The 14520-nt window shown below is 56.3% G+C and carries 24 protein-coding genes; 3 read left to right on the top strand and 21 right to left on the bottom strand.

What is annotated here, in order from left to right; genetic code table 11:
• The first annotated feature begins 41 nt into the window (after positions 1-41).
• Genes ACZ47H_RS02980 through ACZ47H_RS02970 form a run of 3 tightly spaced genes read left to right on the top strand, consistent with a single transcriptional unit; the run spans position 42 to position 1766 of the window.
• Complete coding sequence (locus ACZ47H_RS02980; protein WP_464933709.1) at positions 42-560, top strand: hypothetical protein; 519 nt, start codon at positions 42-44, stop codon at positions 558-560.
• Positions 561-570: 10 nt separating this feature from the next.
• Positions 571-1122, top strand: a complete 552-nt coding sequence (locus ACZ47H_RS02975) for a DEAD/DEAH box helicase family protein (protein WP_464933708.1) — start codon at positions 571-573, stop codon at positions 1120-1122.
• Positions 1113-1766: a CDP-archaeol synthase gene (locus ACZ47H_RS02970; RefSeq protein ID WP_464933707.1), complete on the top strand. Its 654-nt coding sequence runs from the start codon at positions 1113-1115 to the stop codon at positions 1764-1766. Before ACZ47H_RS02975 ends, ACZ47H_RS02970 begins: the two co-directional genes overlap by 10 nt.
• 6 nt (positions 1767-1772) lie before the next feature.
• Here ACZ47H_RS02970 and ACZ47H_RS02965 read toward each other — a convergent pair whose 3' ends face one another.
• From ACZ47H_RS02965 to ACZ47H_RS02865, 21 genes are all read right to left on the bottom strand, one after another.
• On the bottom strand, positions 1773-1952 hold the full coding sequence (locus ACZ47H_RS02965) for an RNA-protein complex protein Nop10 (RefSeq protein WP_464933706.1): 180 nt from the start codon (positions 1950-1952) through the stop codon (positions 1773-1775).
• Between the two features lie 29 nt (positions 1953-1981).
• Positions 1982-2794, bottom strand: a complete 813-nt coding sequence (locus ACZ47H_RS02960; protein ID WP_464933705.1) for a translation initiation factor IF-2 subunit alpha — start codon at positions 2792-2794, stop codon at positions 1982-1984.
• Between the two features lie 55 nt (positions 2795-2849).
• On the bottom strand, positions 2850-3068 hold the full coding sequence (locus tag ACZ47H_RS02955) for a 30S ribosomal protein S27e (RefSeq protein WP_464933704.1): 219 nt from the start codon (positions 3066-3068) through the stop codon (positions 2850-2852).
• A 13-nt stretch (positions 3069-3081) separates the two neighbouring features.
• Positions 3082-3369: a 50S ribosomal protein L44e gene (locus ACZ47H_RS02950; RefSeq protein WP_464933703.1), complete on the bottom strand. Its 288-nt coding sequence runs from the start codon at positions 3367-3369 to the stop codon at positions 3082-3084.
• A 31-nt stretch (positions 3370-3400) separates the two neighbouring features.
• Positions 3401-3865 carry a hypothetical protein gene (locus ACZ47H_RS02945; RefSeq protein ID WP_464933702.1) on the bottom strand — a complete coding sequence of 155 codons (465 nt, stop codon included), beginning with the start codon at positions 3863-3865 and terminating at the stop codon, positions 3401-3403.
• The gene (locus ACZ47H_RS02940) at positions 3831-4916 is read right to left on the bottom strand and encodes a DNA primase small subunit domain-containing protein (protein WP_464933701.1); all 1086 of its coding nucleotides are present in this window, start codon (positions 4914-4916) and stop codon (positions 3831-3833) included. The genes ACZ47H_RS02945 and ACZ47H_RS02940 overlap by 35 nt, the downstream gene beginning before the upstream one ends.
• Entirely contained in the window at positions 4897-5646 is a 750-nt protein-coding gene (locus tag ACZ47H_RS02935; protein ID WP_464933700.1) for a DNA polymerase sliding clamp, read from the bottom strand. Before ACZ47H_RS02935 ends, ACZ47H_RS02940 begins: the two co-directional genes overlap by 20 nt.
• 65 nt (positions 5647-5711) lie before the next feature.
• Positions 5712-5912, bottom strand: a complete 201-nt coding sequence (locus ACZ47H_RS02930; RefSeq protein ID WP_464933699.1) for a hypothetical protein — start codon at positions 5910-5912, stop codon at positions 5712-5714.
• Complete coding sequence (locus ACZ47H_RS02925; protein WP_464933935.1) at positions 5894-6241, bottom strand: transcription factor S; 348 nt, start codon at positions 6239-6241, stop codon at positions 5894-5896. The genes ACZ47H_RS02930 and ACZ47H_RS02925 overlap by 19 nt, the downstream gene beginning before the upstream one ends.
• Before the next feature lie 87 nt (positions 6242-6328).
• Positions 6329-6634, bottom strand: a complete 306-nt coding sequence (locus ACZ47H_RS02920; protein ID WP_464933698.1) for a hypothetical protein — start codon at positions 6632-6634, stop codon at positions 6329-6331.
• A complete protein-coding gene (locus ACZ47H_RS02915) occupies positions 6624-6920 on the bottom strand; it encodes an RpoL/Rpb11 RNA polymerase subunit family protein (RefSeq protein WP_464933934.1) in 297 nt (98 codons plus the stop codon). Before ACZ47H_RS02915 ends, ACZ47H_RS02920 begins: the two co-directional genes overlap by 11 nt.
• A complete protein-coding gene (locus ACZ47H_RS02910) occupies positions 6898-7557 on the bottom strand; it encodes a DUF2067 family protein (RefSeq protein ID WP_464933697.1) in 660 nt (219 codons plus the stop codon). The genes ACZ47H_RS02915 and ACZ47H_RS02910 overlap by 23 nt, the downstream gene beginning before the upstream one ends.
• A 9-nt stretch (positions 7558-7566) precedes the next feature.
• Positions 7567-8211, bottom strand: a complete 645-nt coding sequence (locus tag ACZ47H_RS02905; RefSeq protein WP_464933696.1) for an exosome complex RNA-binding protein Csl4 — start codon at positions 8209-8211, stop codon at positions 7567-7569.
• Positions 8186-8815, bottom strand: coding sequence for an METTL5 family protein (locus ACZ47H_RS02900; RefSeq protein WP_464933695.1), 630 nt, complete (start codon positions 8813-8815; stop codon positions 8186-8188). Before ACZ47H_RS02900 ends, ACZ47H_RS02905 begins: the two co-directional genes overlap by 26 nt.
• 5 nt (positions 8816-8820) lie before the next feature.
• Positions 8821-9852 (bottom strand): diphthamide biosynthesis enzyme Dph2, encoded by a 1032-nt coding sequence (gene dph2 / locus ACZ47H_RS02895; RefSeq protein WP_464933694.1) that lies wholly within the window; start codon positions 9850-9852, stop codon positions 8821-8823.
• A complete protein-coding gene (locus ACZ47H_RS02890; RefSeq protein ID WP_464933693.1) occupies positions 9852-10382 on the bottom strand; it encodes a 50S ribosomal protein L16 in 531 nt (176 codons plus the stop codon). The genes dph2 and ACZ47H_RS02890 overlap by 1 nt, the downstream gene beginning before the upstream one ends.
• 58 nt (positions 10383-10440) lie before the next feature.
• A complete protein-coding gene (locus ACZ47H_RS02885) occupies positions 10441-11496 on the bottom strand; it encodes a methyltransferase domain-containing protein (protein ID WP_464933933.1) in 1056 nt (351 codons plus the stop codon).
• The gene (locus ACZ47H_RS02880) at positions 11480-12196 is read right to left on the bottom strand and encodes an RNA methyltransferase (RefSeq protein ID WP_464933692.1); all 717 of its coding nucleotides are present in this window, start codon (positions 12194-12196) and stop codon (positions 11480-11482) included. The genes ACZ47H_RS02885 and ACZ47H_RS02880 overlap by 17 nt, the downstream gene beginning before the upstream one ends.
• On the bottom strand, positions 12196-12810 hold the full coding sequence (locus ACZ47H_RS02875) for a 50S ribosomal protein L11 methyltransferase (RefSeq protein WP_464933691.1): 615 nt from the start codon (positions 12808-12810) through the stop codon (positions 12196-12198). The genes ACZ47H_RS02880 and ACZ47H_RS02875 overlap by 1 nt, the downstream gene beginning before the upstream one ends.
• Positions 12759-13598, bottom strand: a complete 840-nt coding sequence (locus ACZ47H_RS02870; protein WP_464933690.1) for an rRNA adenine N-6-methyltransferase family protein — start codon at positions 13596-13598, stop codon at positions 12759-12761. Before ACZ47H_RS02870 ends, ACZ47H_RS02875 begins: the two co-directional genes overlap by 52 nt.
• Positions 13595-14485 carry a DUF655 domain-containing protein gene (locus ACZ47H_RS02865; RefSeq protein WP_464933689.1) on the bottom strand — a complete coding sequence of 297 codons (891 nt, stop codon included), beginning with the start codon at positions 14483-14485 and terminating at the stop codon, positions 13595-13597. Before ACZ47H_RS02865 ends, ACZ47H_RS02870 begins: the two co-directional genes overlap by 4 nt.
• Between the last annotated feature and the right edge of the window lie 35 nt (positions 14486-14520).

Below are 14520 nucleotides of genomic sequence, written 5' to 3'. Positions count from 1 at the left end.
TTAAGAGGAACTGTTAAACTCAATTGGCTGGGGGAATGGGTATGGCTAAGAAGAAGGAGAAGAGCGGTGGACAGCAGGAGGGGAAGGGCACCAAGGACTTGAAGATTATTAGCGTTCAAGTCGTCACTCCCGAGGCTGTTATGAGGAATCCTAGGCAGATGGCGCTGCTCTACATTATCGATAGGCTCGGCCCCACCCACGAGAAGACCCTGCAGCACATAGCATACGTGATCCAGGAGGAGCTGAATGTTAGCCTAGGATATGATTTCAGGAAGGTTGGGAACACCCCTTACAGTCCACAGTTAAAGTCGGATCTAGTATCCCTCCTATACGTTGGATTCGTTGAGAACGAGCCCGGCCTGTACAGGAAGCTTAGGACGACGAGTTCGGGCAAGGATGCGCTCGAGAAGGCGGCTCCACCCGCGGGCCTGGTAGAGGCGATAAACAGTAACTTCGAGATGCTGAGGAACAAGGCTTCTATACTAGACAGCGAGCTCGACCTGGAGATAAGGAAGAGGATGAAGGGTCTCAGGGGGAGCAGGCGGCGCAGCTTCTTCTAGGCGTGAAGAATTGCCTGGAGGCCCGGCTTCCCTCTTTTACAAGTATATTATTGAGAAGTCCTTCTTCCTAGTCTATGGACCCTACGCTACTGGTAAGACTCATCTAGCCTACGAAGCCTACTTGGTTGCGGAGATGTATGGCTATAAGCCTATAATAATAGCTACAGAGCCCGGGACTGCCTCCTTCCTGTCAGGCCTAGACGTCGACTCTGTCCGGGTTCTAACAATGGATGAACTAGCGAGAGAGGCTACAAAGGCTGTAGTGAACGGTCGCTATACGGTTATCGATAGCATTAACTGGCTCTACCGTGAAAACCCTGGTCCAGAGCATGGGCGCCTACTAGCCTACGTATCGGCGCTTCTAGGGAGTAAGGGTGGATTTGCCACCGCCCAGGTAGCTGGCGGCGATGACGAGGCCAGCGGCTTCCCCTACATGTTTCCTTGGAGCAGAGTTATCGCAAGGACCCGCAGGGAAACGGGATTATACCTGTTAGAATTCATGAGACCCTTAAGGAGGATCCTAGGCTTCGAGATAAGGGGGAAGCGTGTAAAATGGCTGTAGAGAGCGGGGAACACGCTAGGAGCCTAGCAGTATATCTCATGATAACCTCGTTTCTCCTCACCATCACCGTCCTATACTTCTACTACTATATTGGAGAGCTGGAGTATTTCGCCGGGCTACTCGCATTCCTAACCCCCGCAATGACGGCGAATGGGTCCGCGGTTCTAGCCAAGAAGGTCAAGGGCCGCCTTCGAGGAGGTGATGCACCGCTTACCCCCATAGATGGGGGGAGGATGTGGAGGGGTAAGAGGATCCTTGGTTCTAACAAGACGTGGGAGGGACTATTCCTAGGCTCCCTCGTAGGAACCCTTGCCGGTATGTTTTTAGCAGTGATAGCATGGCTGGGCATCGGATGGAGATACTCTCTACTACTCGCAGCCTCAGCCCCCTACTCGAGCCTAGCAGCACTAGTGGGGGATGTTGTGTCGAGCTTTTACAAGAGAAGGAGGGGGCTCAGGCCGGGCGAGCCGCTGCCAGTCTGCGATCAACTGGACTTCTACATGTTCGCCGTAATAGTCCTCTGGCTGCTGGGGGTTCCAATGACGCTTGCAGATGTTTTGTTGGCTGCGCTCCTAGTATACGGCCTCCACATACTGACGAACTGTCTTGCTTGGGAGGCGGGTTTGAAGAATGTATGCCCGTAGGGGGCTCTATGGGTCCTCGAATTCCCCCGCCATCTTCTTCATTAGATACCTGTACTTGATGAAGCGGTCGTCTGGAGAGAAGCGGGGTGGATGAGGGACCCTCACTTCTCCACCGCATACTGGGCACTTGTCTCTGCGGAGCGTGTACCTTCCGCAGCGGACGCATTTTCTAAGTAGCCACTTCAAGCTGGGGACCCTCCTACGCCTTAATCCAGCTACTCCTTGAGCCTCTCGAAGGCATATTCTACTCCGAGCTTGCCCGCCTCCTTCTCCGCCGCCTTCAGTCCGTTCTTGAGTGCCTTCTCGAGGATCTTGTAGTCGTGGCTTTGTAGGTCCACCCTATACCTCGGCGCTCCGATCGTGTATACTCTTACCTTGATATCCTCTCCCTCCACCACCGCGTTATCCCGGAACCTCAGAAGCACCCTCCTTATCCTCTCTACTCCATCGGGGGCTAGGGAGCGGAGGGTTAGTATTCCGGAGATCTTAACCTCCTTGATCTTGACGTGCGTCTTCGCAGCCTCTAGGAGGGGTTCAATCCATTCCTCGGGTATCCCGGCCTCCTCCAGCGCCTCCCTACCGTAGATCACTGCCCTCTCAAGCCCTGTCATTGGGTCACCATACGCGTCCTCCAGCTTCCATATTACCTCCTTATAGGCTTCGTCCAGGCTCTTCCCCAGGCTCTTAGCTACAAGCTCTATTATCGAGACAGCCTTCACCCTCCTCTTGTAGTCGATCATCTTCCTCCTTCTCTCGCCCTCCATAACCCTCTTGAGGCTCACATCCACCTGCTTCCTGGCCTTGTATACCCTGATCACCTTGACGACTACCTTTCTACCAGGCTGTACTACCCTGTCTATCTTCCTCACTGCTCTCGTCGCTACCTCGCTCCATGGCAGGAACCCCCTCATCCCGTCATACTCGTCGAGTGAGAGGTATGCTCCGAAATCGTAGACTTCCTCAACTGTTCCTACGACTAGCTCTCCTACGCTGGGCAGCGGCTTCCTAGGCTTGAGGGTCGTCACCATCCCATCTAACACCAATGGATACTGGATTAAGGCGAGGAAATTAAGGGATAGCCTTCTAGCCTAGGATCCTTTCTATCTTGCCGAGGATCTTAGCCTTACCCCCAGTCGGCTGGACTAGGAGAGCGCCGCAACTAAGGCACCTTGCCGGGAATGTTGCGTGGCTGAAGACTACCTGCCTCTGGCCGCACTGGGGGCAGGTTACTAGGAGGAACCTGCTCCTAGGCTGGGGGACTAGTATCTTCCTCCTCCGCCCCCCGAATTCTACAGCCGACACTGCCTCATCCCCCCTATACGTGCTTCTCTACCAGCTCGATCTTCTTGAGCCTTATGCCTAGAATGTGCCTCTTGTACCCGCACTCTGTACAGCTTATCCTTAGCACTACCTTCTTTGTGACCTTGGCATACCTCTTCTGCTCAGGCCTCCTCTTAGAACCGTATCCCTCCTGCTTCCTCATATACCTCCTCTGGCCCTCTGACATGGTCCTCCTCTTCCCATGCTTGTATACCGCGACCGTGTGCACCGTGTGGGTCTTGCACCTTGGACAGTACGTTCTTATCTTCTTCGGAAACTTCACCCTGTCTTCCCCCACTACCTCCTCCAACCGCCTAGTCGTTTCCAGGTAATTTTATAGCTGTTTCCCTAACCGGCTCAGCCAGTCCAGCGAGAACGAGTCCAAATCCCCTGTTCAAGGGTAGAGGGAGAATCTCTCCAGGCTCCACGACGACACCGTCTAGCGAGAAGGGCTGCTTAGCCCTAATCACCACGTGCTCCCCATAGGTTATGAGGGCGCCCGCTATGTATTCGGCATAGAGGCTGACGAGGTTAGAGTACAGGTCTAGTACCCCCCGGTCTATCCCGGCATAACTTTCACTATAGGAGAGGTCGTAGATTCTAGCCCTAGCCACGAGCTCCGCCGCCTTCAATAGGCGGGGGAGGTAGCCTTTGCAGAATGCCCCTGGACAATATGTGTATAGGAGGCTCTTGGCCTCAGCTAGGTGCTCTAGGTTGAGGGAATCGTGCATCCCCGTTGAAGCCCTAAAGGGACCCCCAGCCGGTATGCGCTCTGACAACTATCTCACCCCCTTTTACCCTGCATAGCCCCTTTGACTCAAGCATTAATCCTATCTCGGCGGGGAGTGATGCCTCCTCGCCGGAGCGGAAGCCTCCATGGAATCCATAGTAGTTCTCCTCGGGTATATCTGATAGACACCTAGCCTCAACCTCTCCTTTAAACGGGGAGAGCATCCTGTAGTCGGGCCTCCAATCCCTCCCCACACTGACGGCGAGGAGGCTTGTCTTACCGTTTAGGCTCCCCTCGATCCTAAGCAGTCTCGAGGGATCCTGCGTCACCTGCTGGTCTATCTCAACAGCCACCCTTGAAACCGCTTTAAGGAGTTTATCCCTCCAATCCCTCCCCAGCGACCTGAGTGAGCCCTGCCCTTTAACGCCTAGGGCTCCAGCTATCCAGCCCCTCCACCCGGGCTCCTCCCGGCTGGGGAGGGCGGGCTGGTATCCTTTGGGGGGATTAAGGGGGAATAATATTCCAAGGTCGAGGCCGTGGGCCGAGATATACTGTGCTATCTCTTTCCTCTCATTTCTTCCGAGGCGGAAGCACTCCTCGCACTCTACGATCACATGGAACCCCCTATGACCTGTGAAGTAAACGTGCCAGGAGGCTGCGCCTAGATCCCTCTTGGTAATGTCAATTATCCTATAGGCCATTTCAAGGCCCTTATCAATACAGCTTGCGGGAGGCACGGGTCCCCCACATCCTTCCAGGTGGTCTACGTCTATGTCGAAGAATAGGTCTCCCCCTATCCACCCCTTCTCCTCCATGGACTTGGCCTCCGGCAGCTCGTACAGGGAGACCGAGTAGTAGGCTTGCTTGGGAGGATTCTCGATCATGTGTTCGAGGACCTCGTCCATTGACGAGAAGGACATGTGCCTCCGGTAGCCCTCCTCGCCGAAGTACTGGAACGCGAACTCCCTCTTCTCTATATCCGTTGGCTCGCGGAGTCTGGGTCTAAGAGAGTAGTAGGTCTTGTAGAGTAGGGGAAAGTCTACCCTTCCCCCTCTAACCCTGTAGACCTTCTCCCCCGGCCTATAACGTCGGCGATACATAGAATGTCAGCCTTCCCCCGCCCACATATTCCAAGTCCACTCTCACAGGAGCGTCCTCAGCGTATTTTATGGTGGCGGTCTCGGCCGCCTGGGCGGCTTGAAGCATTTGACTGAAGTATTCCAGCGAGTAGTCTGCCTTGTCCTCCGACTCTACTACTAGGTCGAGGAGGCTCTGCCTGTCCATTGACATCGAGAATTCCAGCTCGGCGCTCTCTATGTCTCCAATACCCCTCATAACGAATTTCTCCCCGGAGGCCATCAGCCTTATGGTGTCGGCTATTGGCTCAAGGGTCTTAACCGCCTCCCGGAAGACGGTTGCAAGCATCCTGGCTGTCACGGTGAATCCAATCTTGGGCTCCGGCGGCTTCTCGACTGTCAGGGAGATCTGGGGGATCCTGAACCTCCTAGTCCCCCTCCCCAGGAATACAATGTCTATGAAGGCGTCGGAGACCCTAATCTCTAGCTCGTCATCCTTCCTAGCCCTCCTGAGGACTTTAACTAGAGTGTCGAAGGAGACCCCGAACTCTACTTCCTGCTCCTCAAGCTCGTAGTCAAGCATGGCGTCGGAGGGGTAGAAGAGGTCTATCATCACAACCCTTGAAGGATCTAGGGCTCTAAAGGATAATCCCTCGCTCGAGGCGACGAATACCCCCTCCTCTAGGACCTTCTCCATCGATGCAACGATGTATCTCCACGTCCTAGCGTCCTGGAACCTTATGTGTGAAGCCATGCGCTTAACCCCCTCTTTGATATAGGATGATGACCCGGATAAAACTGTCTCGTGGCTCCCGCTCCCTAGCAGTCCATACTCTTCGCCAGGTCATGGGCTATCACAGCCAGGGAGTGGGCTAGCCTCTGCATCTCCTCCAGCAGCTGGCGGGATGTTATGGTGTATGGAGTCCTCTCGGCGGCCTCTACTAGGTCCCTAGCCAGCTTGTCTAGGCCTCTCGAGAGCGTATAGACCCTGGCGCAGTCGTCTACGCGTACTCTCTCCATGTGTAACCACACACCTTGCACTTGTAGAATCTTGTAGGGGGCTCGTCCGCCGCCCTCGTCTGCATCATCCAGAAGTAAACCTCGTCTGCGCCGCACTTCGGGCAGCGAACCTGGCCCTTCAGCAACACCGCTGTGGATGGCGCCTTATCAGCCTCTACTACAATAATCTTCTCCCTGGGGCTGTGCTCGACCTTCCTCTTAACCTTATACGCCTCCACATCCTCATCGTCTACGTTTAAGACGTAGCCGCAGCGGGGGCAGAACAGCTGGAGCTTCCCATCCTTCATCCTCGGGTACATTACCGATCCGCATCTAGGGCAAAATCTTATCCTAGACTTCCTCGCCGCCGGCTTTGTCGTGGGCATCCCCTGCACCTCTACGGATTAAGACTGTCTAGCGGCGTTATATGTTACTGGTCATGGATCCCCCGTGAGGATTCTCATAGAGCGGGACATCCATAGGGGTAGGCTGGATGATAATGCGAGGATTAGGGATTCAGTCTCCCCAGTCACAGTGGGTGGGGTGGGGAGGCCGCACCTACAGTCCCCCACAGCGTACCGCAGCTCTCCCGTGTAGCCTTTAGTCTCCAGCTCCCTGCATAGGGCGCTGCATGAGGGGCCTGCTACGGCCCCGTCAACATCGCTCCCCCTAAGGACTATGCCAAGGCATATGCCCGAGTAGCATTTTGATACGAGGACTCTTGCCTCCCTTTTAGCCCTCAACGTTTATCCCGGCTTCGCGATAGGCCTCGATAACCTTCTCCCTAAGCTCTCCCGCCTCCTCTAGGATCTTCTCTAGAGCGTCTGAGAGCACTTTTACAGGGTCTTCATCCACCGCGAGCTTAACGTAGACCTTGATCTTATCCTCAAGCGGGTGCACCAGGGTGTAGTAGGAGTTTACAACCCTCTCGTCCCGCTGGAGATAGTATTGTAGGAGGCTACCCAGTGTATGGTCCTCTCCATCTATAATGAACTCGTATTCCCTCTCACCGATCCTCTTCAGCTCCACCCTCGCCAAGCTCTAACCCTCCACCCTCTTTTCCTGCTAGGACCCTTTTTACTGCTTCCCTCCAATCCAGGTTGAGGTAGAGCTTCCCCTCGTCATCCTCCTCCAGAACGTCGTGCTCGAAACCCCAGTCTATCGCCTCTAGCACTCCAGCTCCCGTGGCGGCGCCGACAGCCATGAGGAACTTCTTCGCAGTCCTGGTGGCGTCGAGCGTCTTCATCTCCTCGAGCATCCTCGCTATCTCCCTGGCAGCGGAGTATACGAGGCTGGTGGGGGCCTTCGTCACTATCTCGTCATCTTCAACACGGGTCTCGTATCCATAGCGGGATAAGAGGAGTTCCAGGACATCGAGCGGGATGGCTACACCCGCCTCCCTATAAACTACCCTTCTAGGGATCCTCACCATACCCGCTCCAGGGACCCTTGGAGTGGAGAACTCTTCGAGGACCCGGCGAATGCCGAGCAGGGTCTGCCTTGCAAGTACATCGCCCCCGTAAACTTCTACTCTAACCTGATCACCCTTAACCCGTATCAGTACAGGGTCCCCGGCGACAGCCTTGAAGAGGCGCTCAAGGAACTTCTCCCTATTAGCCCTCGCCTCTGGGGGGAGCTTGACTATGAAGACCCTCTTCCTCCCCATATCCCCGGTTCACCTTATCGGTATAACGAGGTACTTCTTCAGCTCAAGGCTGAGGGCCCGGGAGGAGGCGAGCACAGAGACCTTCCTCTTCTCAACGTGCCCGCACCTGGGGCACTTCATAGTCCGGGGGTTAACGGGCTCCAGTACTGCCCCACACCTAGAGCACTCTGCGTAGAGGACCCCGTAGGGGGGCTCTACCGTGGAGAGGTGGTAGGGGTTCGAGCTGTTGAGAACCTTTACGAGAACTATGTCTCCTTTCCTGTAATAGTCGTCTATGCTCTTCACGTACTCCTCGCTTATGTTGGCTATGGGTATAGCGCCGAGGAAGCGGCCGCTGTACTCGTAGAGCCATTTGGGGCTGGGCTGGAGCCTCACTTCGCCATAAAGTTCCACGAGTACAACGTCGTGTCTAACCTGGGTTACTAGCCCCACTGCTGAGGAGCCTGGTCTGGGGACTTTCAGGGTCTTGTCTGCCTTCACCTCCACCGTCCTGGTCGCCATGTTATAGGTGGCAGTCCCCTTAACCGATGCCCTGATAACTCCGTGATCCTCGTCGATATACGTTCCTGGCCCGGGTATGAATTCTTCGATGGCCGCTAGTATCTCTCCTGGCAGGACCCTCTTATCCTTATACTCTCTCGAATACTGAGACATTCACCTCAACCCTCCTTATCCTAGACCTGTGGTGGCGCATCTGGGCTGGTATAGGGAACCATTCCCTGTAGAGCACCCTATGCCTGTACCCGTACTTCTCCGCCAGCCTTGTATGGTATTGTTCGTTACCGGTTTTTAGTATAGCGTAGATTAGGCGGGCCCCCAGCTGCATAGCATATGTTAGAAAGGCGGTATCTGCACCCCTCTTATGGACTCCGAATGGAGGGTTGGTTACGACGGTATCCACTCTTCCCTCGATAAGTGGGCCTCCGCCGGGCTTGATCCACGATAATATGTAGGCCTCAGGCCCAGGGAGACCTGCGCGCTGGAAGGCCTCCCTGCATAATGGTGGAAGGCGGGGATCTGCTTCTACAGCGATTATCCTCTCCGCCCCATAGAGTGCCAGTGCGAGTGACAGCCTGCAAGTCCCAGCACCCAGGTCCGCTATGAGGCCATCTCCCAAGCCCCCCTCCAGCATGATCGTGTTGGCTAGCCTAGCCGCTATATCGCCGGGCGTAGTGTATTGTTCAAGCATGGGCGACGGGTTGGGTATGGTGGGAGCAAGCTCTTCTACAAGCCTCGCAACCCGCGAGACGTGGGGCATCCCTGCTACCAGGGGAAGAGGTAGGGCTCCAGCCTCCCCGATAGAGCCATTCTAGCCTCTCCCGGTGTGAGCACTGGCTTCTCGTAGCCGTGGAGGTCGTCTAGGGGTATCCTGGGGCAGCTCGTGATGATCCACGCGTCGATTCCGGGTGTATCGATGGTCCTCAGCCTCTGCTCGTCAACATGCTCCATAGCGTATAAGTAGTATGTTCCCCCATTCTCCTCGATCATTCTCGCCAGCTTCTCGACGAGCCATGGCCTATACTGGCCTGTTTTGAGCCCGGCAACGAGCCCCCACACCCTTGCACCCATGGCCTTGGAGACCTTGTAGAGCCTCGCACCATAGAACCTTGAGAACTCGCTGGTCCTATCCAAAACCTCCCCCCTATACGGGTCCACCTGTATGAGGGGCTTGAGAGTGGAGAGGTATAGTCCGAGGGGGTGGAATACTCCCCCAGACACTATCACGTAGGCGTCCGCCTCTATTCTTCTAGCTAGGTGGTAGTCGCACCCCAGAACCTGGCCCTCCTCGAAGTAGGGGGGCTGTGCCGGCGGGATATACGCCTCCACTCCATAAGCTACGAGCCCTCTTCTCAACTGCGGGAGGAGGTGAGTGTGCTGGCTCGTTGCCGTTAGGACTATTCTTCTCCAGCCCTCCCTCTTAGCCCTCCCCGCTACCTCCTCCACAGCTCCTTCTGGTAGGGGGAGCCTGCTCCTAGCCGGGAGGTATAATATTCTAGGCCTCCCCTGGGGCTCGACTTTCTCGCTAGACAGGCTGGGAGGGTATGGTGTGTGGCCAACGTGTACTATGAGGTTTGCTCCCAGTATTTGGGAGAGTCTGGGCCAGTGGAGGTCGCATGCTCCGAAGCTGCTGTCCCCGTCAATGTAGACAGTCGCCCCTGTAGCCTCCTTTATCCTCTCGGCTAGGCAGGGAGCATATTGCTTGAGGCCATCGGGGAGCTGTAGGATTATTCTCTCAGCCTCTACCTTATCGAGTGGGGATAAATCGATATGGTAGGGTAGGTTGCAGTCTTGCATTAGGACACCTGCCCTGCCTGGGCTAGAGGCTTTATCTTGATCCTAGTGGGGATGGGGAACTTGTCGCTTCCCCTCCTCAGCGCCTCCTTGATCGCTTCAACGTCCTTGGCCCTGCCCCATACTTCGAGGATCACGTGGCCTGGGTATACTCTAGCAGCGGTTCCTATCGGCTTCCCGAAGGCCTGCCTCATCCCATCCTGGAGACGGTCTGCTCCCGCGAACGCCATCATCTTGTTCTCTCTCAGCACGTGGTGGGGGTATACTCTTATCCTGAAGTAGAAGTTGGCGTCGCCAACCGTGGAGGAGAGGTACTTGTTCACAGCGATCCTAGCGGCCTCGAGGGCATTATGCCTTATCTGTCCAGCCTCTATAGCGATGAGCTCGCCCTTGACCTCAGCCTGCTCTAGCATCTCCCTGTTGCCCATCTCGAACTTGGTTATCTTGGGCTGGGGTACACCGTGGATATACTCCTTCCTAGTGTAGGGCGGGCCGCTGAAGTGGGTATAGCATCTTGCAGGCCTGAGCGGCACGTGTCATCCCTCCATGCTCCACAATCCCCCCGTCTCCCCTCAAGGTTATATTTGTTGGCTAGCCTGGCTTCTCGAAGACGAGGAGTGAGACCCACAGGTCCCCGTGCCTCACCTTTCTAGCATGGGCTACTCTAAACCCAGCCCTCCTCGCCACCGTTACAGCATGATTCGACTCTGTAGTGACTATAGCAGCCCTTCCTCCAGGCCTCATTACATTGTAGAGTGACGGTATGAATTTGGAGTAGAGTTTGCGGACGCTTGTAGGGTCCCCTAGCCTTATACCATAGGGCGGGTTGCTGGCGGCGTAGTCAACGGTCTCCTCTCCCAGGACCTCCTCGAGCCTCCTCGCATCGCCTACTATGAACTCTATCCTCCCCGCCACCCTCGCGGCGAGGGCGTTCTCCAAGGCCCCCCTCACATGCCTGGGGTTCTTCTCATGGCATATGATCCTGGCGTCCTCGTAGAGTAGGGCGGCCTCGATTGCTACAGTCCCCCCTCCACACATGGGGTCTAGTATTACGGAGGAGTCTCTAGCCCCGGCTAGGCGGAGGAGCCCGTATGCGAGCGTCGACTTGAGCGCCGCTGGGTGATCGTATACCCTGTACCCCCTCCTATGCCCGCTCCTCTCACCAACTATAGCCACTCCCACCCTGAATACGTCGCCATCCACCTCAGCCACGACAGCCACTCCGGGAGCGCCTAGCCTAACCTCTGGGAGGTAACCGTACTCCCCCTGGAACGCCTCTTGAACAGCCTTTCCAACAACCCTTGCAACATCCATACTCGTATACTCGTGTCCCTCCCCAATCCTCTCAGCCCTCACGGCAAATGATGAGCCCTGGGGGATGTACCTGTGCACCCCCGAGGCTCGTGCAATATCAGCGATCTTGTCTAGAGCATCTGATCCATACCCTACCCTCTCCTCGGCGAGGAGGATGGCGGCGGAGTGTATGCTCCTCATCCTAAAGAGGGGGCGGATGAGAGGGGTCTCCGCTTCAACTATGACTCTCCCACGCCCCTTCCTAACCTCAACTATCCTAAGCCTACCCTGGTATTCCTCCTCAGCCTCTAGGGCTGTTACGTCCTCAAGCCCCGGGTTACATTTTAGAAGCATCCTCACTACGGCATCCCTCTATCAGGTTGCACGCCCGTGAGAGAAGGTATAATAGGGATCTAAGGTCTTTCTCGTAGCCCACGTTTCTCGCCGCCAGCCTCCTCAGGGATACTATAACTTCTCTCCTCCTCCGCTCGTCCGGAACCAGTATCCTAGCGAGGCTCTCCACGTACTTCTCTACCAGCCTCACGTATCTAGAGTCAACCATCTCCTCGGTCTCACTACGCCTGGCCTGGTAAAGCTCGTAGAGGAGTATAGCGGTAGCGTTAGCCAGGTTGAGCGCCCGGTAGCGTGGACTGGTGGGTATTGTCACCATTAGATCGCACTTGGAGAGCTCCTCTCTGGTTAAGCCCACACTCTCCCGCCCCATGACGAGGGCGACCGTACCCTTAACACCCGCCGCTATCTCCGCGGCCTTCCTAGGGTGTAGGGGGAGCCGGAGAGGGTCTCTCCAGCTAGCCTTAGCGGAGGTGCAGAGGGATAGGCTAGAGCCCTCGAGGGCCTCCTCGAGCGACTCCACTATTACTGCTTCATCCAGCCTTCTAGCGGCTCTAACCGCGTACTCGCGTGCCTCCTCGATGCTAGCCTTTGGCGATACTAGGTAGAGTTCGTCTACATCGAAGTTCTCGCAGAGCCGGGCTATCATCCCCAGGTTGACTGCCCCCTCTACCCCCACCAGGACGAGCCTCAGCTTCTCCACTACCCACCCCTCTCCGCGACGACAGCGTAGAGCTTCTCCATAAAGTAGGATTCCTCGAAGACCTCCACCACCCTAAACCCCTCACCTTCAAGACATGCCGGGGCGTCCCAGTTGGAGAGGCTAGAATAAACCATCACTATCACCCTAGATATCCTCGCCGCACCCTTGCAGGCCTCCTCCAACACTCCGGGGGCCCCGCTCCAGGCTAGGGCTAGCTCCCTGCACTCCCTCACCTCATCCATTACTGGAAGATATGGGGGATTAACCACTACTAGGTCAACGGGTCCCTTTATGCATGAGAGCCACCTGCAGAGGAGTAGTGAGGCATCTGCTCCTTGAAGGGTTCTTCTAGCCGCCTCGACCGCATAGGGGTTGATGTCTACACCAAGTAAGAGGGCTGCCGGGAATAGCCTGGAGGCCGCCAGAGCCAGTATGCCGGATCCAGTGCCCGCGTCGACTACAACCCTGGGCCTGTAGCCTTCACGGGCGAGGAAGCTGAGGGCCCTTATGGCTAGAAACGAGTCCTCCGCCGGCTCGTATACACAGGGGTGAGTGTACACCCTCAGCTCTCCAGCAGGCGTCGAGTACACCCTCCAGCCTTCTCCAGCATCCACTCGATGTCACCCACGGTTAGGTCCCGGACCCTCTTACCCGAGAGGAGCGAGAGCTCTCCCCGAGCGACTCCCAGGCACTTGGAGGCCATCTTATCGGCCAGCTTATTCCTCCCCGTGAAGAGGCATGCAGTCACCCTCTCGAAGCACTCGTCCCCCTCCCTCCACCTCCTTATCCTCTCCAGGAGCACTAGTGACCCGTGGACCTCTGGCCTGGGATAGAACCACTCCCTGGGGAGCCTTGCGACCTCGACGGGGTTAAAGTACCTCCTCACAAGTAGAGTGAGTCTACCATACTCGCTGGACCCGGGCTCTGCCAGAACCCTCCTAGCAACCTCGAGCTGGAGGCCTAGGAGGGCTCTATTGATATTGTTGTTTCTAGCAGCAGCCGCTATGATCCGGGAGGACTCCCCGTAGGGGGTGTTGGAGTAGAAGCCTGGGGCCTTCAAAGCCTCTATTAGAGATACTCCATCGCCTAGCAGCACGCTTGATCCCCTATCCTCTAATACCTTGGCGGCTATGCGGGCTAGGCCCTCGTCTATCTCAACGCCCAAAACCGGCCCAGTGTGGGCTGAGACGTAGTATGTGATGTGGCCTGGCCCCACACCAATCTCCACTATCGGGGGGGCTAGCAGCCCCGCTACCGCATCTATGAAGGCACGGATCCCCCGTGGATCTACGAGGAACACCTGGCCAAGCCTCTGGCTTGGCCTCCTACCGAGAATTAAGAAAACCCTCCGGATCCAGGAGTGTAGGTTGCTAGGCTCTTCTGGGAGGGTGGGCACCCTCATCTCTTAGACCTTGCCCTCTCGATCTTCTCGAGGTAGTTTAGGAATGGAGGCTCAGGGCTCGGTGGCTTGATGAACAAGTAGTATTTAGCCTCGCCGCGTATCTCTTCGAGGATCTTCTCGGTGAGAGCCTCAACGGGATCTGCTTTTAACACCTTCTTCACGTCTTCGAACGACTTGAACGGCCTCTGACTCCTCGCCTTGAGGAGCGTCATTAGAGTCCGCTTCCCAACGCCTTTGAGGAGGGATAGGCTGTGGAGCCGTATGTTTATTGGCTGGGCTATGTTGAAGAACGTAACGAAGTCAGCCTCCCTCTTCCTAATGATCCTCGCGACTGCCTCCTCCAGGTTCCTCTTAGCTAGATCCGACAGCTCCTCGTAGCGTAGAGGCCTCCTAGGGATTACTACTATCTTCTCCGGAAGACCCTTCTCTTGGGCAACGCTCTTGAGGGCTTCCAGCCTATCTAAGACTATAATTCTCGGGTCAGCGGCCTCCAAATCCATCCTTAGGAGGTCAACAAGCTCCTTATCCCTGTATTCTAGCGGTAGACAGTAGATCCTCTTATCCGCGCCTGGAAGGCACGCAAGGAGGCCCGTGTACTTCCTAGGCCTAGGTGTCCTGGGAGAGGGTGGGAGGAGTACTGTCCTCGGAACCTCTCTCGCCAGTGTGACCTCTTCTAGAAGGTCTACCTCCTCCAGCGGGATCCCGTCTGCTAGCGTAAACCTCCGGGTCCCTACAACCTGTGCTATAGGGGTCTCCCGGTGCTCCCTGTGGGGGTCGGCATAGTAGCCGGTTGGCATGTAGTCTAGGACGAGCGCCGTCCTCTCAAGCTCGGCCGGATGTGGCTCCGGCCTGCCTGGCCTCCCGTGCTCCCTAGCCTGCCTCGTCATCGGCGTGCCACCATAAGCCCACTTTAACCAATACA

This window comes from Thermodiscus maritimus (assembly GCF_055382595.1).
This window is presented reverse-complemented; position numbering and strand designations above follow the sequence as displayed.